At 61.9% G+C, this 20,585-nt stretch carries 18 protein-coding genes; 6 read left to right on the top strand and 12 right to left on the bottom strand.

Annotated elements, in window-relative coordinates; translation table 11 throughout:
* Nucleotides 1-123: 123 nt before the first annotated feature.
* The 4 genes from BLS75_RS29895 (at nucleotide 124) to BLS75_RS29880 (ending at nucleotide 4,889) form a co-directional block, all read left to right on the top strand.
* On the top strand, nucleotides 124-606 hold the full coding sequence (locus BLS75_RS29895; protein ID WP_011062206.1) for a MarR family winged helix-turn-helix transcriptional regulator: 483 nt from the start codon (nucleotides 124-126) through the stop codon (nucleotides 604-606).
* Nucleotides 596-2,065 (top strand): efflux transporter outer membrane subunit, encoded by a 1,470-nt coding sequence (locus BLS75_RS29890; protein WP_053159455.1) that lies wholly within the window; start codon nucleotides 596-598, stop codon nucleotides 2,063-2,065. Before BLS75_RS29895 ends, BLS75_RS29890 begins: the two co-directional genes overlap by 11 nt.
* A gap of 14 nt (nucleotides 2,066-2,079) precedes the next feature.
* Nucleotides 2,080-3,282, top strand: coding sequence for an HlyD/EmrA/EmrK family protein (locus tag BLS75_RS29885; RefSeq protein WP_011062204.1), 1,203 nt, complete (start codon nucleotides 2,080-2,082; stop codon nucleotides 3,280-3,282).
* 77 nt (nucleotides 3,283-3,359) lie between these two features.
* Entirely contained in the window at nucleotides 3,360-4,889 is a 1,530-nt protein-coding gene (locus BLS75_RS29880) for a DHA2 family efflux MFS transporter permease subunit (RefSeq protein ID WP_072452724.1), read from the top strand.
* 97 nt (nucleotides 4,890-4,986) lie between these two features.
* Here BLS75_RS29880 and BLS75_RS29875 read toward each other — a convergent pair whose 3' ends face one another.
* Nucleotides 4,987-5,739 carry a UDP-2,3-diacylglucosamine diphosphatase gene (locus BLS75_RS29875; protein ID WP_053152695.1) on the bottom strand — a complete coding sequence of 251 codons (753 nt, stop codon included), beginning with the start codon at nucleotides 5,737-5,739 and terminating at the stop codon, nucleotides 4,987-4,989.
* Entirely contained in the window at nucleotides 5,736-6,239 is a 504-nt protein-coding gene (locus BLS75_RS29870) for a peptidylprolyl isomerase (RefSeq protein ID WP_011062201.1), read from the bottom strand. The genes BLS75_RS29875 and BLS75_RS29870 overlap by 4 nt, the downstream gene beginning before the upstream one ends.
* 270 nt (nucleotides 6,240-6,509) lie before the next feature.
* On the opposite strand from BLS75_RS29870, the gene BLS75_RS29865 reads away from it, so the two are divergent.
* Together BLS75_RS29865 and cysS are read left to right on the top strand one after the other, a co-directional pair.
* Nucleotides 6,510-8,210, top strand: coding sequence for a glutamine--tRNA ligase/YqeY domain fusion protein (locus tag BLS75_RS29865; protein WP_072452726.1), 1,701 nt, complete (start codon nucleotides 6,510-6,512; stop codon nucleotides 8,208-8,210).
* Nucleotides 8,211-8,228: 18 nt separating this feature from the next.
* Nucleotides 8,229-9,611 carry a cysteine--tRNA ligase gene (gene cysS / locus BLS75_RS29860; RefSeq protein ID WP_072452728.1) on the top strand — a complete coding sequence of 461 codons (1,383 nt, stop codon included), beginning with the start codon at nucleotides 8,229-8,231 and terminating at the stop codon, nucleotides 9,609-9,611.
* A 68-nt stretch (nucleotides 9,612-9,679) separates the two neighbouring features.
* Here cysS and BLS75_RS29855 read toward each other — a convergent pair whose 3' ends face one another.
* The 10 genes from BLS75_RS29855 to nuoG form a co-directional block, all read right to left on the bottom strand.
* The gene (locus tag BLS75_RS29855; RefSeq protein ID WP_053152691.1) at nucleotides 9,680-9,997 is read right to left on the bottom strand and encodes a helix-turn-helix domain-containing protein; all 318 of its coding nucleotides are present in this window, start codon (nucleotides 9,995-9,997) and stop codon (nucleotides 9,680-9,682) included.
* On the bottom strand, nucleotides 9,984-10,334 hold the full coding sequence (locus tag BLS75_RS29850; protein WP_072452730.1) for a toxin: 351 nt from the start codon (nucleotides 10,332-10,334) through the stop codon (nucleotides 9,984-9,986). Before BLS75_RS29850 ends, BLS75_RS29855 begins: the two co-directional genes overlap by 14 nt.
* Nucleotides 10,335-10,571: 237 nt before the next feature.
* On the bottom strand, nucleotides 10,572-12,035 hold the full coding sequence (nuoN, locus tag BLS75_RS29845; protein ID WP_011062196.1) for an NADH-quinone oxidoreductase subunit NuoN: 1,464 nt from the start codon (nucleotides 12,033-12,035) through the stop codon (nucleotides 10,572-10,574).
* Nucleotides 12,036-12,042: 7 nt separating this feature from the next.
* The gene (gene nuoM, locus BLS75_RS29840) at nucleotides 12,043-13,575 is read right to left on the bottom strand and encodes an NADH-quinone oxidoreductase subunit M (RefSeq protein WP_015636298.1); all 1,533 of its coding nucleotides are present in this window, start codon (nucleotides 13,573-13,575) and stop codon (nucleotides 12,043-12,045) included.
* A 39-nt stretch (nucleotides 13,576-13,614) separates the two neighbouring features.
* On the bottom strand, nucleotides 13,615-15,468 hold the full coding sequence (nuoL, locus tag BLS75_RS29835) for an NADH-quinone oxidoreductase subunit L (RefSeq protein WP_072452732.1): 1,854 nt from the start codon (nucleotides 15,466-15,468) through the stop codon (nucleotides 13,615-13,617).
* The gene (gene nuoK / locus BLS75_RS29830; protein ID WP_011062193.1) at nucleotides 15,465-15,788 is read right to left on the bottom strand and encodes an NADH-quinone oxidoreductase subunit NuoK; all 324 of its coding nucleotides are present in this window, start codon (nucleotides 15,786-15,788) and stop codon (nucleotides 15,465-15,467) included. Before nuoK ends, nuoL begins: the two co-directional genes overlap by 4 nt.
* A gap of 4 nt (nucleotides 15,789-15,792) precedes the next feature.
* On the bottom strand, nucleotides 15,793-16,293 hold the full coding sequence (gene nuoJ, locus BLS75_RS29825) for an NADH-quinone oxidoreductase subunit J (RefSeq protein WP_011062192.1): 501 nt from the start codon (nucleotides 16,291-16,293) through the stop codon (nucleotides 15,793-15,795).
* A gap of 9 nt (nucleotides 16,294-16,302) precedes the next feature.
* Nucleotides 16,303-16,851 carry an NADH-quinone oxidoreductase subunit NuoI gene (gene nuoI / locus BLS75_RS29820; RefSeq protein WP_003223795.1) on the bottom strand — a complete coding sequence of 183 codons (549 nt, stop codon included), beginning with the start codon at nucleotides 16,849-16,851 and terminating at the stop codon, nucleotides 16,303-16,305.
* Between the two features lie 11 nt (nucleotides 16,852-16,862).
* Nucleotides 16,863-17,870 carry an NADH-quinone oxidoreductase subunit NuoH gene (gene nuoH / locus BLS75_RS29815; protein WP_011062191.1) on the bottom strand — a complete coding sequence of 336 codons (1,008 nt, stop codon included), beginning with the start codon at nucleotides 17,868-17,870 and terminating at the stop codon, nucleotides 16,863-16,865.
* Complete coding sequence (gene nuoG / locus BLS75_RS29810) at nucleotides 17,867-20,581, bottom strand: NADH-quinone oxidoreductase subunit NuoG (RefSeq protein ID WP_072452733.1); 2,715 nt, start codon at nucleotides 20,579-20,581, stop codon at nucleotides 17,867-17,869. Before nuoG ends, nuoH begins: the two co-directional genes overlap by 4 nt.
* Nucleotides 20,582-20,585: the final 4 nt, after the last annotated feature.

Here is a 20,585-nt window from a genome sequence, read left to right as displayed (position 1 = left end):
CATAAAGACCCAGTCCATTGGTCAACTAATTACAAAGCAACCTAACTATTGCGTTGACATTCGCTGCCTAGGCAGTAACATCTCGACATATATTCACTGCCTAGGCAGTTATTAGGTGAGCACATGAAGCATTTCACCCCGGACGAATTCAAAACCTGCCATCTCGGCCTGTTGCTGGGCCGCGCCGCATTGCTCAAGGACCGGATCATCGACACCCACATGGAACCCCACGGCATCACTGCCGCGCAGTTCAAAGTGTTGATCATCATGGCCCAGTTCGGCGTCGATACCCCGGCCGAGCTGTGCCGGCACCTGTCGCTGGACAGCGGTTCGATGACACGCATGCTCGATCGTCTGGAGCAGAAGGGCTTCCTGGCTCGCCAACGCAGCGAAGGTGATCGCCGCCAAGTGCAACTGACCCTGACCGAACAGGGCCAGCAGTTGACCGATCGGCTGCCGCAGATCGGCGCCGACGCGATGAATGAACTGGCTGGCGCGATCTCCCCGGACGAGTTGAAGACCCTGGAATACATCCTCAAGAAAATCCTGCTGGCCGCCGGTGACCCGATCACCATCCAGCGCTTAGGTGAACACAATGAGCAGTAAAACCTTGCGCAGCAGCCTGACGCTGGTGCTGTCGGCGATGATCCTTGCCGGATGCGCCAATTACAGCGGCCTCGATACCCAAGGCAAAAATCTCGACGCGAAAAGCCTGAAGGCCGGCCAATCCCTCAACGGTGTGACCCTGTCGCCTGCGGCATGGCCGAAAAGCGACTGGTGGACCAGCCTTGGCGATCCACAGCTCGACGGTCTGATCCGCGAAGCCCTGCGCGACAGCCCGGACATGCAGATCGCCGCCGCCCGTGCCCATCAGGCCAGCGCCGCCGCGTATGCCGCCGATGCCGAACGCTATCCGACCCTCGACGCCAGCGCCGGCATCAGCCGTTCGCGCCTGGCCAAGGATCAGGATCCGCTGGGGCAGGGCGATGCCTACGCCACCGTGCGTAACATCAGCGCCGGCTTCAATTACAACTTCGACCTGTGGGGCGGCCAGCGTGATGCCTGGGAAGCCGCACTCGGCCAGGCCCGTGCTGCTGAAGTCGACCGTCAGGCCGCGCAATTGACCCTCGCCGCCGATGTGGCCCGGGCCTACAGCGATCTGGGGCAGGCGCACATCGTCTATGACCTGGCCAGCGACGACCTCAAGCGCACCAGGCAAATGCTCGATCTGAGCCAGCGTCGCTTGAGCGCCGGGATCGACAGCCAGTACCAGTTCCAGCAAACCCAGAGTCTGGAAGCCAGTTCCGAAGCCAGCCTGATCGACGCCGAAAAACGTCTGAGCAGTGCGAAAATCGCCCTGGCCGTGCTGCTCGGCAAAGGCCCGGATCGCGGCAGTGAAATCGCCCGGCCCAAAGTATTGCAAGCCAGCGCCGTGGCAGTACCCTCGGTTCTTCCGGCAGAGCTGCTTGGCCGTCGCCCGGACCTGGTCGCCGCCCGCTGGCGTGTAGAGGCCGCGAGCAAAGACATCGATTCGGCGAAAACCCGCTTCTATCCCAACCTGAACCTTACGGCGTCCGCCGGTGCCGAATCCTTGTTGGGTGACGCAATGTTTGGTTCGGCCAGTCGTTTCTTCAGCATCGCCCCGACCATTTCGCTACCCATCTTCGATGGCGGGCGCCTGCGCGCCAACCTCGATTCGCGTGACGCCGATTACGATCTGGCGGTGGCGCAGTACAACAAAAGCCTGGTGAAAGCGCTGGGTGATGTCAGCGACACGATCAACCAGTTGCGTGACATCGGCCGGCAAATCGGCGCGCAACAGCACGCCACCGACATTGCTCAGGATTCCTATAACACCGTGGTCCAGCGTTACGGTTCCGGCATCGGCAACTACCTGGACGTACTCAGCATCGAGCAGCAACTGCTGCAGGCCCAACGTCAGTTGGCCAACCTCAATGCCGAGCAGATCGATCTGTCGATTCAACTGATGCAAGCGCTGGGCGGGGGCTTTCAGGGCGAGACCCTGAGCGCAGCCAACGCCATCCCAGCCACGCCGCACAACTAATTCAGGTATTTGTCATGGCCACTGCCGAAAACACCCAAGCTCAAGACAACTCGCAAGACACCGGCAATCCGCGCAAGCGCAAAGTGATGCTGCTGGTGCTGGCCATCGTTGTAGCCCTCACCGGTGCCGGTGTCTGGGCTTATCACGAATTCATCGGGCGCTGGAATGAGAGTACCGATGACGCCTACGTCAACGGCAACGTCGTTGAAATCACTCCGCTGGTGACCGGTACCGTGGTCAGCATCGGCGCCGACGATGGTGACCTGGTCCACGAAGGTCAGGTGCTGATCAACTTCGACCCTAACGATGCCGAAGTCGGTCTGCAAAGTGCCCAGGCGAAACTGGCGCGTACCGTGCGTCAGGTTCGCGGCCTGTACAGCAATGTCGACGGCATGAAAGCCCAGGTCAACGCGCAACAGGCTGAAGTGCAGAAGGCTCAGGACAACTTCAACCGCCGGAAAAACCTTGCCGCTGGCGGCGCGATTTCCCAGGAAGAACTGTCCCACGCCCGCGACGACCTGACCTCGGCGCAAAACGCCCTGGCCAACGCCAAGCAGCAGTTGAAAACCACCAGTGCGCTGGTCGATGACACCGTGGTCTCGTCGCACCCGGACGTGATGTCGGCGGCTGCGGATCTGCGCCAGGCCTACCTGACCAATGCGCGCAGCACCCTGATCGCGCCGGTCACCGGTTACGTTGCCAAACGCACCGTGCAGCTCGGCCAGCGAGTGCAACCGGGTACGGCGTTGATGGCGGTGATCCCGCTGGATCAACTGTGGATCGATGCCAACTTCAAGGAAACCCAACTGCGTGACATGCGCATCGGCCAGCCCGTGGACATCGAGTCCGACATCTACGGCAGCAGCGTGAAATACAGTGGCACCGTCGACAGCCTCGGCGCCGGCACCGGCAGCGCGTTTGCTCTGTTGCCCGCGCAGAACGCCACCGGCAACTGGATCAAGATCGTGCAGCGTGTGCCGGTGCGGATTCACATCAATGCCGAAGAGCTGGCCAAGCACCCACTGCGGGTTGGGCTGTCGACCAATGTTGAAGTGAACCTGCATGACCAGAGCGGCCCGGTACTGGCGCAGCAACCGCAGCAAAAGGCCTCGTTCAGCACCAACGTCTACGACCGGCAGTTGGCCGAAGCCGATGCGATGATCGCTCAGCTGATCCATGACAACAGCGCTGTGGTCAGCAAAACCGCGCAACGCTGATTCGCCACTGACCCTGTGGGTGCGAGCATGCTCGCCCCACAGGGGCGCAGCGCCACCCCGGTTTCAAAGGATTCGCGATGAGCAATAACGCTTCTTTCACGCCGCCCAGCCTGTTGCTCAGCACCATCGGCCTGTCGCTGGCGACCTTCATGCAGGTGCTCGACACCACCATCGCCAACGTGGCGTTGCCGACCATTTCCGGCAACCTTGGTGTGAGTTCGGAGCAGGGCACGTGGGTGATTACCTCGTTCGCCGTGAGCAATGCGATTGCGTTGCCGCTGACCGGCTGGCTCAGCCGGCGCTTTGGCGAGGTAAAACTGTTTCTCTGGGCGACGATGCTGTTTGTGCTGGCCTCGTTTCTCTGCGGCATCTCGACCTCGATGCCTGAGCTGATCGGCTTTCGTGTGCTGCAAGGCCTGGTGGCCGGGCCGTTGTACCCGATGACGCAAACCCTGTTGATCGCCGTTTATCCACCCGCCAGGCGCGGCATGGCTCTGGCATTGCTGGCAATGGTCACGGTGGTGGCGCCGATTGCTGGTCCCATTCTTGGTGGCTGGATCACCGACAGTTACAGCTGGCCGTGGATTTTCTTCATCAACGTTCCGATCGGCATTTTTGCGGTGATGGTGGTGCGTTCGCAGCTGTCCAAGCGCCCGGTGGTCACCAGCCGTCAGCCGATGGACTACGTCGGGCTGATTTCACTGGTCATTGGCGTCGGCGCGTTGCAGGTGATCCTCGACAAGGGCAATGACCTGGACTGGTTCGAGTCGAACTTCATCATCATTGGTGCGGCGATTTCGGTGATCGCGCTGGCGGTGTTCATCATCTGGGAAATGACCGACCAACATCCGGTGGTCAACCTGCGGCTGTTCGCGCACCGCAACTTCCGCATTGGCACGATAGTGCTGGTGCTGGGCTACGCCGGGTTCTTCGGTATTAACCTGATCCTGCCGCAATGGTTGCAGACCCAGATGGGCTACACCGCGACATGGGCAGGGCTGGCGGTGGCACCGATCGGCATCCTGCCGGTGCTGTTGTCACCCTTTGTCGGCAAGTACGCGAACAAGTTCGACCTGCGCCTGCTGGCCGGGCTGGCATTCCTGGCCATTGGCCTGAGCTGCTTCATGCGTGCCGGTTTCACCAATGAGGTGGACTTCCAGCACATCGCTCTGGTGCAACTGTTCATGGGCATCGGCGTGGCGCTGTTCTTCATGCCGACCCTGAGCATCCTGATGTCCGACCTGCCACCGCACCAGATCGCCGACGGCGCTGGCCTGGCGACCTTCCTGCGGACTCTGGGGGGCAGTTTTGCGGCGTCGCTGACTACCTGGATCTGGATTCGCCGGGCAGACCAGCATCACGCTTACATGAGCGAAAGCATGAGCATCTTCGACCCGGTCACCCGGGATGCGCTGAACAATCTCGGAGGCGCGAGCACCAAGGCTTACGCGCAACTGGATCAAGTCCTGACCAGCCAGGCATACATGCTCTCGACCGTGGACTATTTCACCTTGCTGGGCTGGGGCTTCATGGGCCTGATTCTGCTGGTCTGGCTGGCCAAGCCGCCGTTCGCTGCCAAGGCCGGCCCAGCCGCGGCGGGGCATTGATGCCTTTCGTCGCAGGCTCTGGCGTCCGAAAGGGCCATGCAAGGCTTGCTGGCCCCTTCGCCGACAAGCCGGCTCCTACGGTAGCGAGGGCGTCCGTTCAGGGCGAACCGGGCAGCGCCAGTTGCGTCGGTACGAAATCGAACGCCGTCAGTTGGAAACCCTGTTCATCCACCTGCAGCGCCCAGCCCTGACGGTCCCAGTCCCCCAGCACAATGCGCTTGGCGGCTTGTTCGCCGATCTGCAGCTTGTGGATCGCCGGGCGATGGGTGTGGCCGTGAACCAGGGTGCGCACCCCGTGTTCCTGCATGACCTGCGGTACCTGGTCCGGGGTCACATCGACAATGTCGTTGGCCTTCATGCGGGTCTGGGCCCGGCTTTCGTTGCGCAGTTTGCGCGCCAGCTTGCGCCGGGTGCCCAGGGGCAGGTGGCGCAGAATCCACAGGCTCAGCGGGTTGCGCAGGTAGCGGCGCATACGCATGTAGGCTTCGTCACGGGTGCACAGGCTGTCACCGTGCATCAGCAATACCGGCTCGCCGTAGAAGTCGACGACGCTGGGATCCTTGAGCAGGGTGGCACCGGCCGCCTTGCAGAAGGCCTTGCCGAGCATGAAGTCGCGATTGCCATGCATCAGGAAGATCTGCGTGCCGCTGTCGCTGAGCTCGCGCAATGCCTGGCAAATGGAAAGCTGGTAGGGGGTCATGGCATCGTCGCCGATCCATACCTCGAAAAAGTCCCCGAGGATGTACAGCGCCTCGGCGGCGCGGGCGCGCCCACCGAGTAATTCCAGAAACGCCCGGGTGATGTCCGGGCGCTCCTCTTCCAGATGCAGATCTGAAATCAGCAGTATCACTCAATGATCTCGGCTTTCTCGATGATCACGTCGTCTGCGGGTACGTCCTGGTGGCCGGACTTCATGGTGGTGGCCACGCCCTTGATCTTGTCGACCACCTCGGTGCCGGCGATCACTTTGCCGAATACGGCGTAGCCCCAGCCCTGCACGGTCTTGCCGCTGTGGTTGAGGAAGCTGTTGTCGGCAACGTTGATGAAGAACTGCGCGGAAGCCGAATGCGGCTCCATGGTGCGGGCCATGGCAACGGTGTACTTGTCGTTGGAAAGGCCGTTGTCAGCTTCGTTCTGGATGCTTGGACGCTTGTCTTTCTTTTCTTTCATGCCAGGTTCGAAGCCGCCGCCCTGGATCATGAAGTTACCGATGACGCGGTGAAAAACGGTGTTTTCATAGTGACCGGCTTTCACGTATTCGACGAAGTTGGCCACGGTCAACGGGGCTTTCTCGGCGTTCAGTTCCAGCACGATCTCGCCGTGGTTGGTGGTCAGTTTGACTTGGGTCATGGTCGGTACTCTTTATAAGGAGAAGCGTTTTCAAGAAAATCCTGGGTATCGGGACGCGTGGGCAGCCCGGACCGGTTTGGCCATCTTGCAGCCAAGGAGCGCAGTTTAGCGTGACAGCCACGAATTTCGAGGCTGTTTTTTCACCGGCCTGCCATTAATAGCCGCAGTTTTAAAGCTGCGCTCTGTCAGGCACTTGACAGCATCGGCTATGATATCCGTTTTGATTTGTCAGGCCGCACCCGGCCACGCACTTGTACGTTCAAGGATCCTATGAGCAAGCCCACTGTCGACCCTACCTCGAATTCCAAGACTGGACCGGCCGTACCGGTCAACTTCCTGCGCCCGATCATCCAGGCGGACCTGGACTCGGGTAAGCACACACAGATCGTGACCCGCTTCCCTCCGGAGCCCAATGGTTACCTGCACATCGGTCACGCCAAGTCGATCTGCGTGAACTTCGGTCTGGCCCAGGAATTCGGTGGCGTCACGCACCTGCGTTTCGACGACACCAACCCGGCCAAGGAAGATCAGGAATACATCGACGCCATTGAAAGCGACGTCAAGTGGCTGGGTTTTGAGTGGTCCGGCGAAGTGCGTTATGCCTCGCAGTACTTCGACCAGTTGCACGACTGGGCCGTGGAACTGATCAAGGCGGGCAAGGCCTATGTCTGCGACCTGACCCCTGAGCAGGCCAAGGAATACCGCGGCAGCCTCACCGAGCCAGGCAAGAACAGCCCGTTCCGCGATCGCTCGGTGGAAGAGAACCTGGACTGGTTCGCCCGCATGCGCGCCGGCGAGTTCCCGGACGGCGCCCGCGTGCTGCGGGCCAAGATCGACATGGCCTCGCCGAACATGAACCTGCGCGACCCGATCATGTATCGCATTCGCCACGCCCATCACCATCAGACTGGTGATAAGTGGTGCATCTACCCCAACTACGACTTCACCCACGGCCAGTCGGACGCCATCGAAGGTATCACCCACTCGATCTGCACCCTGGAGTTCGAAAGCCACCGTCCGCTGTACGAGTGGTTCCTTGAGCACCTGCCGGTGCCCGCGCACCCGCGCCAGTATGAGTTCAGCCGCCTGAACCTGAACTACACCATCACCAGCAAGCGCAAGCTCAAGCAACTGGTGGAGGAGAAGCACGTCAATGGCTGGGACGACCCGCGCATGTCGACCCTGTCGGGCTTTCGTCGTCGTGGCTACACCCCGGCTTCGATCCGCAACTTCTGCGAGATGGTTGGCACCAACCGCTCCGACGGCGTGGTCGACTACGGCATGCTGGAATTCAGCATCCGTCAGGACCTCGACGCGAATGCCCCGCGTGCCATGTGCGTGCTGCGTCCGTTGAAAGTCGTGATCACCAACTACCCGGAAGGCCAGGTCGAGAACCTCGAACTGCCGCGTCATCCGCAGAAAGAAGAGCTGGGCGTGCGCCAGCTGCCGTTCGCCCGTGAAATCTACATCGACCGTGACGACTTCATGGAAGAGCCGCCCAAAGGCTACAAGCGTCTGGAGCCTAACGGCGAAGTGCGCCTGCGTGGCAGCTACGTGATCCGTGCCGATGAAGCGATCAAGGACGCCGAGGGCAATATCGTCGAGCTGCGTTGCTCCTACGATCCGGACACCCTGGGCAAGAACCCTGAAGGCCGCAAGGTCAAGGGCGTGATCCACTGGGTGCCGGCTGCCGCCAGCGTCGAGTGCGAAGTGCGTCTGTACGATCGTCTGTTCCGTTCTCCGAACCCGGAGAAGGCCGAGGACAGCGCGAGTTTCCTGGACAACATCAACCCTGACTCCCTGCAAGTGCTCACTGGTTGTCGTGCCGAACCCTCGCTGGGCAACGCACAGCCGGAAGACCGTTTCCAGTTCGAGCGCGAAGGCTACTTCTGCGCGGATATCAAGGACTCGAAACCAGGCGCTCCGGTATTCAACCGTACTGTGACCCTGCGCGACTCCTGGGGTCAGTGATTCAGTCAAGGAACTAACGTGCTAACGATCTACAACACGCTCACCAAGAGCAAAGAAGTCTTCAAGCCGCTGGATGGCAACAAGGTGCGCATGTACGTGTGCGGCATGACCGTGTACGACTACTGCCACCTGGGGCACGGCCGCAGCATGGTGGCCTTCGACCTGATTACCCGCTGGCTGCGTTTCAGCGGGTATGACTTGACCTATGTGCGCAACATCACCGATATCGACGACAAGATCATCAATCGTGCCAATGAGAACGGCGAGGCCTTCGAGGCCCTGACCGAGCGCATGATCGCGGCGATGCACGAGGACGAGGCGCGGCTGAACATCAAGAAGCCGGACATGGAACCGCGCGCCACCGACCATATCCCCGGCATGCACGCGATGATCCAGACCCTGATCGACAAGGGCTACGCCTACGCTCCGGGCAATGGCGACGTGTACTACCGCGTCGGCAAGTTCATGGGCTACGGCAAGTTGTCGCGCAAGAAGATCGAAGACCTGCGCATCGGCGCGCGGATCGAAGTCGACGAGTCGAAACAGGACCCGCTGGACTTCGTCCTGTGGAAAGCCGCCAAGCCGGGTGAGCCGAGCTGGCCATCGCCTTGGGGTGACGGTCGTCCGGGCTGGCACATCGAGTGCTCGGTGATGTCCACCTGCTGCCTGGGCGAGACCTTCGACATTCATGGCGGCGGCAGCGACCTGGAGTTCCCGCACCACGAGAACGAGATCGCCCAGAGCGAGGCGGCTACCGGCAAAACCTACGCCAACGCCTGGATGCACTGCGGCATGATCCGCATCAATGGCGAGAAGATGTCCAAGTCCTTGAACAACTTCTTCACCATTCGCGACGTGCTCGACAAGTACCATCCGGAAGTGGTGCGTTACCTGCTGGTGGCCAGCCACTACCGCAGCGCCATCAACTACTCGGAAGACAACCTCAAGGACGCCAAGGGCGCGCTGGAGCGTTTCTACCATGCGCTCAAGGGCCTGCCGAAGGTGGCACCGGCCGGTGGCGAAGCCTTCGTCGAGCGTTTCACCCAGGTGATGAACGACGACTTCGGTACTCCGGAAGCCTGTGCCGTGCTGTTCGAGATGGTACGCGAGATCAACCGCCTGCGTGAGAGCGATATCGATGCGGCGGCCGGTCTGGCAGCCCGCTTGAAGGAACTGGCCAGTGTGCTGGGCGTGCTGCAACTGGAGGCCGACGACTTCCTGCAGGCCGGTGCCGAAGGTCGGGTCGATGCGGCACAGGTCGAGGCGCTGATCCAGGCCCGCCTGGCGGCCCGTGCCAACAAGGATTGGGCAGAGTCCGATCGGATCCGCGACCAGATCACCGCCATGGGCGTGATCCTGGAAGACGGCAAGGGCGGTACGACCTGGCGCCTGGCTGACTGAGCCTGCGTTCGCTGCAACAAGAAACCCGCCTGGTGCGGGTTTTTTGTTGCCCTTCGAACAGGGCCGGATCAGGCCAGCGAGGCGAGGCGCTCCACTGTATCGGGGTAGCGTTCCACCAGGCGTATCAAGGTCGTGGCCTGGGCGTTGGGTATGGCGCGGCCCTGTTCCCAGTTCTCCAGGGTGCGGGTGTTGGTGCGCAGGTACATGGCGAATACCGAGCGCGAGAGGTTGAGTTGCTGGCGGATGTTCATCACCTCGGCGGCGGTGATGGGGGGCAGCTTGTCGAGTTTCACTTTATGGCTGCGCAGGGTGATCTTGCCCTGGCGTTCCTGGGTGAGGGCGTCGATGCCTTCAACCAGTTCGGAAAAGATGTCACGTTTGGTCATGTCTTCTGGCCTCGATTTCACGTTCCAGCAGTTGTTTGAGCTGTTGTCGCTGCTGCGGTAGCAGGTCGTCCATCTGCTCCTTGTCGAACAGGGTGAAGAGCCAGAACTGTGCTCCTCCGGACCACCAGTAATAAATCACCCTCAGCCCGCCACGTTTGCCCTTGTTGCGTCGCTCATCGATGAAACGCATCTTGCGCAAGCCGCCAGTGCCCTGAATCAGAACACCCGCGTGCGGGTGGCGCAGCAACTCGATCTGCAGTTCGCAGAACAATTCGTCGTCAAGGAAGCCCTTTCGGTATCGCGCAAATGCCGGTAGTTCAATAAACAGAGCATTCATTTCATACGCTTCCTGCGTATAGACTGGATGACGCTGCAGCTTTGGTCAAGGCTCGCTGAGCGCCGCGTTTGATCTGGCAACAGTCTATGTCTGCGGCAGTGGGCTGAATGTCGGACCGGGTCGACGTGACAGGAAGGGCGATTCCGAGTTTCGCTGGGAAGAGGGGAGGGCAGGGCCCTGAAATGCAAAACGGCACCCGAAGGTGCCGTTCTGTTTGTTGCGCTGAAGCTTAAGCGGTCAACCTGCCAGGCCCGAATGCTGGACCAGGGTCAGCAGCGGCTGTGGGTATACGCCGAGGAAGAACGCCAGGAGCGCGATGGCCAGCAGCATGACGCCACCGGCTTTCTGTTCCCAGTGCAGCTGGGCATCGACGCGACGCAGGTTCGGCTCGATCAGGTACAGGGTGACCATCACCCGCAGGTAGTAGAAGACGCCGATGGCGCTGCCCATTACCAGGGAACCGACCAGCCACCATTGGTGCGCTTCGACACCGGTAGCGATGATGTAGAACTTGCCGATGAAGCCTGCAGTCAGCGGGATACCGGCCAGGGACAGCATCATCACGGTGAGGACGGCGGTCAGGTACGGACGGCGCCAGAACAGGCCGCGGTACTCGTACAGGGCGTCGGCATCACGGCCCTTGTACGGCGAAGACATCAGGGTGATCACACCGAAGGCGCCCAGGCTGGTGATCACGTAGGTGACCAGGTACACGCCGATGGCTTCCATGGCCAGGCCCTTGCTCGCCACCAGGGCGATCAGCAGGTAACCGAAGTGGGCGATGGAGGAGTAACCCAGCAGACGCTTGAGGTTGCTCTGGGTCAGCGCCAACAGGTTGCCCACCAGGATCGAGGCGATGGCGATCACGGTCAGCACGTTGCTCAGGACACCGCTGCTGGCCACTGGCGAGAGCTGGAACAGACGCACCAGCACCGCGAATACCGCCACCTTACTGGCGGTGGCCAGGAAGGCGGCCACCGGGGCCGGGGCGCCTTCATAGACGTCCGGGGTCCACAGGTGGAACGGCACCAGCGACAACTTGAAGGCCAGGCCGATCAGCATCATGCCCAGGCCCAGTTGCGCCAGCGGGCTTGGCAGGCCGGTGGCGGCCAGGGCCTGGCCGATACCGCTGAAGCTCAGGCTGCCGGCTTCTGCGTAGAGCAGGGCCATGCCGAACAACAGGAAGCCCGAACCGGCGGCCGACAGCACCATGTACTTGATGCCGGCTTCCAGGGAGCGCTTGTTGAAGAAGGCATAGGCCACCAGGCCGTAGACCGGTACCGAGAGCAGCTCCAGGCCGATGAACAGGCCGGCCAGGTTCTGCGCGCTGACCAGTACCAGGCCACCAGCGGCGGCCAGCAGGATCAGCAGGTACAGCTCTTCACGGTTGCCCGGGTAACCGCTGCTGCCATCGCCCAGGTAGGCGTGGGCCAGGGTGACGCAGGCCAGGGTGGCCACCAGGATCAGGGCCATGTACAGGCAGGCGAACTGGTCGATCTGCAACAGCGGGGTGACCGCCAGCGGTGCCACTTTCAGCACCGGGAAGATCGACAGCAATGCCAGGTTCAGACCGGCCACCGATAGCAGGAAGGTCTGGGCGTGGTTGCGCCGCCAGGCGATCGCCAGCATCACCACCACAAGGGTGGCGCTGGTGATCAGCAGCGGCGCCAGGGCTATAAAGTGTTGAATCGTAAAGTCCATAGCGCTCTTACCGGGCCGAAGCGAGTTGAGTGAAGGCGGTGCTGAGCCATTGCTGCACGCCATGCATGGTGGCGGCAGAGGTATCGAGGAACGGTTGCGGGTACACGCCGATGTAGATCAGCAGTACCGCCAGCCCCAGCACCATGATCAGTTCGCGAGCATCCATGCCGTGCAGCACCGCGTCCGACTTGGACGGGCCGAAGTAGGCACGGTGGATCATGATCAGCGAGTAGACCGAGCCGAACACCAGGCCCGAAGTCGCGATCGCGGTGATCCATGGAGCGCTGACGAAGGTGCCGATCAGGATCAGGAACTCGCCGACGAAGTTGCCGGTGCCCGGCAGGCCCAGGGAGGCGGCTGCAAAGAACAGGCTGATGGCCGGCAGGTAGGCGATACGTGACCACAGGCCGCCCATTTCACGCATGTCGCGGGTATGGGTGCGCTCGTACAGCTGGCCGCTGAGGATAAACAGCGCGGCTGCCGAAACACCGTGGGCCAGCATCTGGATCACCGCGCCCTGCAGGGCCTGCTGGCTGCCGGAGTAGATCCCGATCAGCACGAAGCCCATGTGGGAAACGCTGGAGAAGGCGATCAGGCGCTTGATGTCGGTCTGGGCGAAGGCCAGGAAGGCACCGTAGAAGATCCCGACCAGACCCAGGGTCATGGCGATCGGTGCGAACTCTGCCGAGGCGTTGGGGAACAGTGGCAGGGCGAAACGCAGCAGGCCGTAGGCCGCCGTCTTCAGCAGGATGCCCGCCAGGTCCACGGAACCGGCGGTCGGTGCCTGGGCGTGAGCGTCAGGCAGCCAGGAGTGGAATGGCACCACGGGCAGCTTCACCGCGAAGGCGATGAAGAAGCCGAGCATCAGGATGTACTCGGTGGCGGTGGACATCTTGGTCTTCAGCAACTGGGCGTAATCGAAGGTGATGACCCCGGTGTTGTTGAAGTTCACCAGCACCAGGCCCAGGATCGCCACCAGCATGATCAGGCCGGAAGCCTGAGTGAAGATGAAGAACTTGGTCGCTGCGTAGATCCGGGTTTTCTTGCCGTCTGCCGAGCTGTGACCCCAGAGCGCGATGAGGAAGTACATCGGCACCAGCATCATTTCCCAGAAGAAGAAGAACATGAACAGGTCCAGCGCCAGGAACACGCCGACAACGCCGCCCAGGATCCACATCAGGTTCAGGTGGAAGAAGCCCACGTGGCGCTGGATCTCTTTCCAGGAGCAGAGTACCGAGAGGATACCCAGCAGGCCGGTCAGCAGGATCATCAGCAGCGACAGGCCGTCCAGCGCCAGGTGCACGTTGATGCCGAAGCGCTCGATCCAGACGTGCTTGAACTCGATGGCCCAAGTTGGATCGGCGCCAGGCGCCGGAGCAAATGAATAGTTACCGTGGGCCCACAGCCAGAGGCCGAGGGCGAGTTCCAGGGTCATGGTCAACAGCGCAATCCAGCGGGGGAGGGTGGCGCCGAAGCGCTCACCCAGCCAGCACAGCAGGCCGCCGATGAAGGGGATCAGGATTAGCCAAGGCAGAATCATGACGGGCTCAATTCCTTTCGCAAGTTCGCAAGGTTCATATCAGACCGCTACCAGCACAATGGCGCCGATGACCAGCACGGCACCGGCTGCCATCGAGGCGGCGTACCAACGCAGTTGACCGGTCTCGGTACGGCTCAGGGAGGTGTGACCCCCCTTGGCCATACGCGGGATCAAACCGATGGTCTGATCGAGCGGGTCCTTGCGCAGTACGTGGCTGATGGCCAGGTATGGCTTGACGAACAGTTTGTCGTAGATCCAGTCGAAGCCCCAGGCGGCGAACCACCAGGCCGAGAGCAGACGCCCGATGCCGCTGTTGGCGATGGCGGTCACAACGCGACGCTTGCCAAGGAACAACAGGGCGGCCAGCAGGATACCGGCCAGGGCGATGGCACCCGAGGCGATTTCCAGGCTGTGCTTGGCTTCGCCACCGGCATGGCCGACGCTTTGCGGCAGCACGCCATGCAGGGGCGGGGTGATCATCGCGCCGATCGCAGTGGACAGCACGATCAGCACCACCAGCGGCAGCCAGTGGGAGATCCCGTGGCCGGCGTGGGCTTCGGTCTTGGCTTCACCGTGGAAGGTGATGAAGATCAGGCGGAAGGTGTACAGGGAGGTCATGAACGCACCCACCAGGCCGGCGTACAGCAGGCCATGGTTGCCGCTGGCGAAGGCTTCCCAGAGGATCTCGTCCTTGGAGTAGAAGCCTGCGGTCACCAGAGGCAGGGCCGCCAGGGCCGCGCCGCCGACGATGAAGCTGGCGTAGGCCAGAGGTAGTTTCTTCCACAGGCCGCCCATCTTGAAGATGTTCTGCTCGTGGTGGCAGGCAACGATCACCGCACCGGAAGCAAGGAACAGCAGGGCCTTGAAGAAGGCGTGGGTCATCAGGTGGAAGATCGCGCCGTCCCAGGCGCCAACGCCCAGGGCCAGGAACATGTAGCCGATCTGGCTCATGGTGGAGTAGGCGAGGATCCGCTTGATGTCGGTCTGCACCAGCGCGGCGAAACCGGCCAGTACCAGGGTCACGCCGCCGACCAGGCCCACCAGGTGCAGGATTTCCGGCGCCAGGGTGAACAGGCCGTGGGTACGGGCGATCAGGTAGACACCGGCGGTGACCATGGTTGCGGCGTGGATCAGTGCCGAAACCGGGGTCGGGCCGGCCATCGCGTCCGCCAGCCAGGTCTGCAGTGGCAACTGGGCAGATTTACCCACGGCGCCACCCAGCAGCATCAGGGTTGCCAGGGTGATCCAGAAGTCGCCGGCCTGGAATTTCTGCGGGGCCAGCACCAGCAGTTCCTGGACGTTCAGCGTGCCCACCTGTTGGAACAGGATGAACAGGCCGATGGCCATGAACACGTCGCCGATACGGGTAACGATGAAGGCCTTGAGTGCGGCGTTACCGTTGTTGCGGTTGCTGTAGTAGAAACCGATCAACAGGTAGGAGCACAGGCCCACGCCTTCCCAGCCGAAGTACAGGAACAGCAGGTTATCGCCCAGTACCAGGAACAGCATGCTGGCGATAAACAGGTTGGTGTAGGCGAAGAAGCGCGAGTAGCCGACTTCACCACGCATGTACCAGGACGCGAACAAGTGGATCAAAAAGCCCACGCCCACCACCACGCCCAGCATGGTCACGGACAGACCATCCAGGTACAGGGCGAAGTTCGGCGCGAAACCGTCCACCGACATCCACTGCCACAGCACCTGGGTGTAGTGGCCACCCTCGGGCGGCGCGACGTTGAATTGCCAGATCACGTAGGCAGCAACGATGGCCGAGAGGCCAATGGAGCCGACACCGATCAGGGCCGAGAGGTTTTCCGAGAGGCGTCCACGGGAGAACGACAGCAGCAGGAAACCGATCAGGGGGAATACGAAAGTCAGAAAGAGAAGGTTCATCCGCGCATCTCGCTGGCTGCATCGATATCGAGAGTGTGGAAGCGGCGGTACAGCTGCAGCAGGATCGCCAGGCCGATACTGGCCTCGGCGGCTGCCAGGCTGATCACCAGGATGAACATCACTTGTCCATCCGGCTGCGCCCAGCGGGCGCCCGCAACGATGAAGGCCAGTGCAGAGGCGTTCATCATCACTTCCAGGCTCATCAACACGAAGAGAATGTTACGGCGGACCATCAGGCCGACCAGACCGAGGCAGAACAGGATACCGGCAACCGCCAGGCCATGTTCCATCGGGATAGTACCGAGAGAGATAGTAGGCATCGTATTACTCCTTCGCCTCGTTGCGGCCCAAGTGGAACGCCGTGACGGCCGCGGCAAGCAGCAGCATCGAGGCGAGTTCGACCACCAGCAGGTAAGGGCCGAACAGGCTGATGCCCACGGCCTTGGCGCTGACGGTGGTTTGACCGATACCGGCACCGCTCTGATGGCTGAACAGTACGTACAGCAGTTCAGCCAGCAGCAGCGCGGCCAGGATGACCGGGCCGATCCAGATGCCGGGCGTGAGCCAGATGCGCTCTTGCTGAGCCGCGGCCGGGCCGAGGTTCAGCATCATCACCACGAACACGAACAGCACCATGATGGCACCGGCGTAGGCGATCACTTCCAGGGCACCGGCGAACGGCGCGCCAAGGCTGAAGAAGGTCATGGCCACGGCGATCAGCGAAATGATCAGGTAGAGCAGGGCGTGCACAGGGTTGGTATTGGTGACCACACGGAGTGTGGAGACAACCGCAACACCTGACGCGAAATAGAAAGCGAATTCCATCTTTCTTCCTTAAGGCAGCAAGCTCTTCACGTTGATCGGCTCGGCTTCATTCTGCGCGGAGCCTTTTGGCTTACCGGCAATGGCCATACCTGCAACACGATAGAAGTTGTAATCAGGGTTCTTTCCGGGACCGGAGATCAGCAGATCTTCTTTCTCGTAAACCAGGTCCTGACGTTTGAACTCGGCCATCTCGAAATCCGGTGTCAGCTGGATCGCGGTGGTCGGGCAGGCTTCCTCGCAGAGGCCACAGAAAATGCAGCGCGAGAAGTTGATGCGGAAGAAGTCCGGGTACCAGCGACCGTCTTCGGTTTCAGCTTTCTGCAGCGAGATGCAACCCACGGGGCAGGCCACGGCGCACAGGTTGCAGGCTACGCAACGCTCTTCGCCATCGGGGTCGCGGGTCAGGACGATGCGGCCACGGTAGCGTGGAGGCAGGTAGACCGGCTCTTCCGGGTATTGCAAGGTGTCGCGCTTGCGAAAGCCATGGCCGAAGACCATGACCAGGCTGCGCAACTGGGTACCAGTACCCTTAACGATGTCGCCAATATATTTGAACATGGGTCAAATCCTCACTGAACCGCAACCGCAGGTGTGTTCCACAACACAACCGCAGCGGTTATCAGCAAATTGATCAGGGTCAGTGGCAGGCAGAATTTCCAGCTGAAGTCCATCACCTGGTCATAACGCGGACGCGGGATGGAAGCGCGCAGCAGGATGAACAGCATGATGAAGAACGCGGTCTTCAGTGCGAACCAGACGAAGGACAGTTGCGGCAGGATGCCGAACGGACCGTGCCAGCCACCGAAGAACAGGGTGACCAGCAGCGCCGAGATCAGGATGATGCCGATGTATTCACCGACGAAGAACATGCCCCATTTCATACCGGCGTATTCAATGTGGTAGCCGTCGGCCAGTTCCTGCTCCGCTTCCGGCTGGTCGAAGGGGTGACGGTGAGTCACGGCCACGCCAGCGATGAAGAAGGTACAGAAGCCGAAGAACTGCGGAATGATGAACCACAGGTTCTGCGCCTGGTACTCGACGATGTCGCGCATGTTGAACGAGCCGACCTGTACCACGATGCCCATCAGGGCCAGGCCCATGAACACTTCGTAGGACACGGTCTGCGCCGAGGCACGCAAGCTGCCGAGCAGGGCGAACTTGTTGTTGCTCGACCAGCCAGCGAACAGTACCGCGTAGACCGACAGACCGGCCATGGCGAAGAAGAACAGCAGGCCGATGTTCAGATCCGCCACGCCCCAGGTCGGGGTGATCGGGATGATCGCGAAGGCGATCAGCAGGGCGGACATGGCCACCACCGGTGCCAGGGTGAAGATCACCTTGTCGGCAAACGGCGGGGTCCAGTCTTCCTTGAAGAACATCTTCAGCATGTCGGCGGCGATCTGGAACATGCCGAACGGGCCAACGCGGTTCGGACCGTAACGGTCCTGCCACCAGCCCAGCAGGCGACGTTCGACGAAGCTCAGCAGCGCACCGGCGATCACTACGGCCAGCAGGATGACGATGGCCTTGACGACCGTCAGGATCACGTCGATCACTTCAGGGGTAAACCAACTCATTGTGCCGCCTCCTGCAGACCATCAACGGAAATGCCTGCGATTGCCGGAGGAATACCCGCCAGGCCGGCAGGCAGGCCCACCAGGCCAGCACCCAGCTCTTCGTTGATGCGCAGCGGCAGACGCAGGGTCTGGCCAGCCACGTTCACCGCGAGCAGGGCACCGTCGTTGACACCCAGGCGATCCGCTTCGGATTTAGCCAGAGCAACGTACGGAGCCGGGATGCGCTCCTGCACCGGAGCGGCTTTCGAAGAGTTTTCCTCGCTGCCGAACAGGTGGTAGAACGGCACGGCCTGCCAGGTGCCCGGGGCCGGGGAGAAGGCCCGTGGCACGCTGGCGAACCAGTTGAGGCGGTCGCCCTGGGTTTCGATCAGGCGAGTGCCCGGGTCACCGGCGCGCAGGTGGCCACCGACTTCGTCCTGGAACTTGTTCCAGGCCTGTGGCGAGTTCCAGCCCGGCGACCAGGCGAACGGCACTTGCGAGCGCGGTTCGACGGAGCCCGAGTAACCTTCCATGGAGTAGGCGAAGGCGGTATCCGGATCTTGCGGGGTACGTGGCTCGTGCACGCTCTGGTTGGCGCGCATGGCGGTACGGCCACTGTAGCGCAGCGGTTCGCGCGCCAGTTTCAGGCCCTTGATGCGGAACGCCGCGGAAGGTGCGGCATCGACGATGCTGGCCAGTTGCGCCGTGCTCGCGGCGCAGGCGGCGGTCACGTGGTCCAGTTGGGTCCAGTCCACCGGCTTGTTCAGCAGGGTGCTGCGCAGGGCGTGCAGCCAGCGCCAGCCTTCGTGGACCATGATGCTGGCGTCCAGGTAGGTCGGATCGAAGACCTGGAAGAAGCGCTGGGCGCGACCTTCCTGGCTGACCAGGGTACCGTCGCCTTCGGCAAAGCTCGCCGCCGACAGCACCAGGTGCGCGCGCTCGAGGGTAGCGGTTTGTTGATGATCGGCAACGATCACCACCTTCGCCGCGTTCAGCGCTGCATCCACCTTGGCCGCGTCGGTGCGGGTGTACAGGTCGTTTTCCAGTACCACGATGGCGTCGGCACGGCCGTCGATCACCGCCTGCAGGGCGGCGTCCACGGATTCGCCGCCGAGCATGGCCAGGCCGAGGCTGTTGGCCTCTGGCACCACCAGGCTGATGGAGCCGGCTTTCTCGCGCAGCTTCAAGGCCTTGGCAATGTTGGCCGCGGCTTCGATCAGCGCCTTGGAGCCCAGGGAGGTACCGGAAATGATCAGCGGGCGCTTGGCTGCCAGCAGGGCATCGGCGATACGCTTGGCCAGTTCCAGGGCTTCGCTGTCCAGGCCTTCCACGGCAGGGGCGCTGGCGTCGATGGCATGGGCCACGGCAAAACCGATGCGCGCCAGGTCGTCTGGAGCGGCGTGTACACACTCCTCGGCCACGTCGTCGAGCTTGGTTTCAGCCAGGCTGGCGATGAACAGCGGGTTCAGCGCGTGCTGGCCGATGTTCTTCACCGCAGCGTCGAGCCAAGGCTGGACGCGCATGGCATCGGCCATTTCCTCGGCCTTGCCCTTGACCGACTGGCGCAGGGCCAGGGCCATGCGTGCGGCGGTCTGGGTCAGGTCTTCACCGAGAACGAAGACGGCGTCGTGGTCTTCGATGTCGCGCATGTTCGGAACCGGCAGCGGGCTGTCGTTCAGGACCTGCAGAACCAGGCGGATGCGCTCCAGTTCGGAGGCTTCGATACCGGAGTAGAAGTGCTCGGCACCGACCAGTTCCTGCAGCGCGTAGTTGCTTTCCAGGCTGGCGCGGGGCGAACCGATACCGACGATGTTACGGCCACGCAGCAGGTCTGCGGCCTGATCCAGTGCCTGGTCCAGGGTCAGCTTGGTGCCATCGGCCAGGCGTGGCTGGCGTGGACGGTCCTTGCGGTTGACGTAGCCATAGCCGAAGCGGCCACGGTCGCAGAGGAAGTACTGGTTCACCGAACCGTTGTAGCGGTTCTCGATGCGGCGCAGCTCGCCGTAGCGCTCGCCCGGGGAGATGTTGCAACCGCTGGAGCAGCCATGGCAGATGCTCGGCGAGAACTGCATGTCCCACTTGCGGTTGTAGCGCTCGGAGTGAGTCTTGTCGGTGAACACACCGGTCGGGCAGACCTCGGTGAGGTTGCCGGAGAACTCGCTTTCCAGGGTGCCGTCTTCAACGCGACCGAAGTACACGTTGTCGTGGGCGCCGTAGACGCCCAGGTCGGTGCCGCCGGCGTAGTCCTTGTAGAAGCGCACACAGCGATAGCAGGCGATGCAGCGGTTCATCTCGTGGGAAATGAACGGGCCGAGGTCCTGGTTCTGGTGGGTACGCTTGGTGAAGCGATAACGGCGCTCGTTGTGGCCGGTCATCACCGTCATGTCCTGCAGGTGGCAGTGACCGCCTTCCTCACAGACCGGGCAGTCGTGGGGGTGGTTGGTCATCAGCCACTCGACGACACTGGCGCGGAACGCCTTGGATTCTTCATCGTCGATGGAGATCCAGGTGTTGTCGGTGGCCGGGGTCATGCAGGACATGACGATACGACCACGGGTGTCGTTCTCGTCGGTGTACTGCTTGACCGCGCACTGGCGACAGGCACCGACGCTACCGAGAGCGGGGTGCCAGCAGAAATAAGGGATGTCGAGGCCTAGTGACAGACAAGCCTGTAACAGGTTGTCCGCCCCATCGACTTCGAGCGCTTTGCCGTCTACGTGGATAGTGGCCATGGTT

It is taken from the genome of Pseudomonas sp. NFPP12 (assembly GCF_900103205.1).
Lineage (GTDB): Bacteria > Pseudomonadota > Gammaproteobacteria > Pseudomonadales > Pseudomonadaceae > Aquipseudomonas > Aquipseudomonas protegens.
The sequence above is the reverse complement of the archived record's forward strand: the minus strand, read 5'-3'. Positions and strand labels throughout refer to the sequence as shown.

Coding starts and splice junctions, on each gene's coding strand:
- BLS75_RS29895 (WP_011062206.1), top strand. CDS start 124: ATGAAGCATTTCACCCCGGACGAATTCAAAACCTGCCATCTCGGCCTG.
- BLS75_RS29890 (WP_053159455.1), top strand. CDS start 596: ATGAGCAGTAAAACCTTGCGCAGCAGCCTGACGCTGGTGCTGTCGGCG.
- BLS75_RS29885 (WP_011062204.1), top strand. CDS start 2,080: ATGGCCACTGCCGAAAACACCCAAGCTCAAGACAACTCGCAAGACACC.
- BLS75_RS29880 (WP_072452724.1), top strand. CDS start 3,360: ATGAGCAATAACGCTTCTTTCACGCCGCCCAGCCTGTTGCTCAGCACC.
- BLS75_RS29870 (WP_011062201.1), bottom strand. CDS start 6,239: ATGACCCAAGTCAAACTGACCACCAACCACGGCGAGATCGTGCTGGAA.
- BLS75_RS29865 (WP_072452726.1), top strand. CDS start 6,510: ATGAGCAAGCCCACTGTCGACCCTACCTCGAATTCCAAGACTGGACCG.
- BLS75_RS29855 (WP_053152691.1), bottom strand. CDS start 9,997: ATGACCAAACGTGACATCTTTTCCGAACTGGTTGAAGGCATCGACGCC.
- BLS75_RS29850 (WP_072452730.1), bottom strand. CDS start 10,334: ATGAATGCTCTGTTTATTGAACTACCGGCATTTGCGCGATACCGAAAG.
- nuoN (WP_011062196.1), bottom strand. CDS start 12,035: ATGGACTTTACGATTCAACACTTTATAGCCCTGGCGCCGCTGCTGATC.
- nuoM (WP_015636298.1), bottom strand. CDS start 13,575: ATGATTCTGCCTTGGCTAATCCTGATCCCCTTCATCGGCGGCCTGCTG.
- nuoL (WP_072452732.1), bottom strand. CDS start 15,468: ATGAACCTTCTCTTTCTGACTTTCGTATTCCCCCTGATCGGTTTCCTG.
- nuoK (WP_011062193.1), bottom strand. CDS start 15,788: ATGCCTACTATCTCTCTCGGTACTATCCCGATGGAACATGGCCTGGCG.
- nuoJ (WP_011062192.1), bottom strand. CDS start 16,293: ATGGAATTCGCTTTCTATTTCGCGTCAGGTGTTGCGGTTGTCTCCACA.
- nuoI (WP_003223795.1), bottom strand. CDS start 16,851: ATGTTCAAATATATTGGCGACATCGTTAAGGGTACTGGTACCCAGTTG.
- nuoH (WP_011062191.1), bottom strand. CDS start 17,870: ATGAGTTGGTTTACCCCTGAAGTGATCGACGTGATCCTGACGGTCGTC.
- nuoG (WP_072452733.1), bottom strand. CDS start 20,581: ATGGCCACTATCCACGTAGACGGCAAAGCGCTCGAAGTCGATGGGGCG.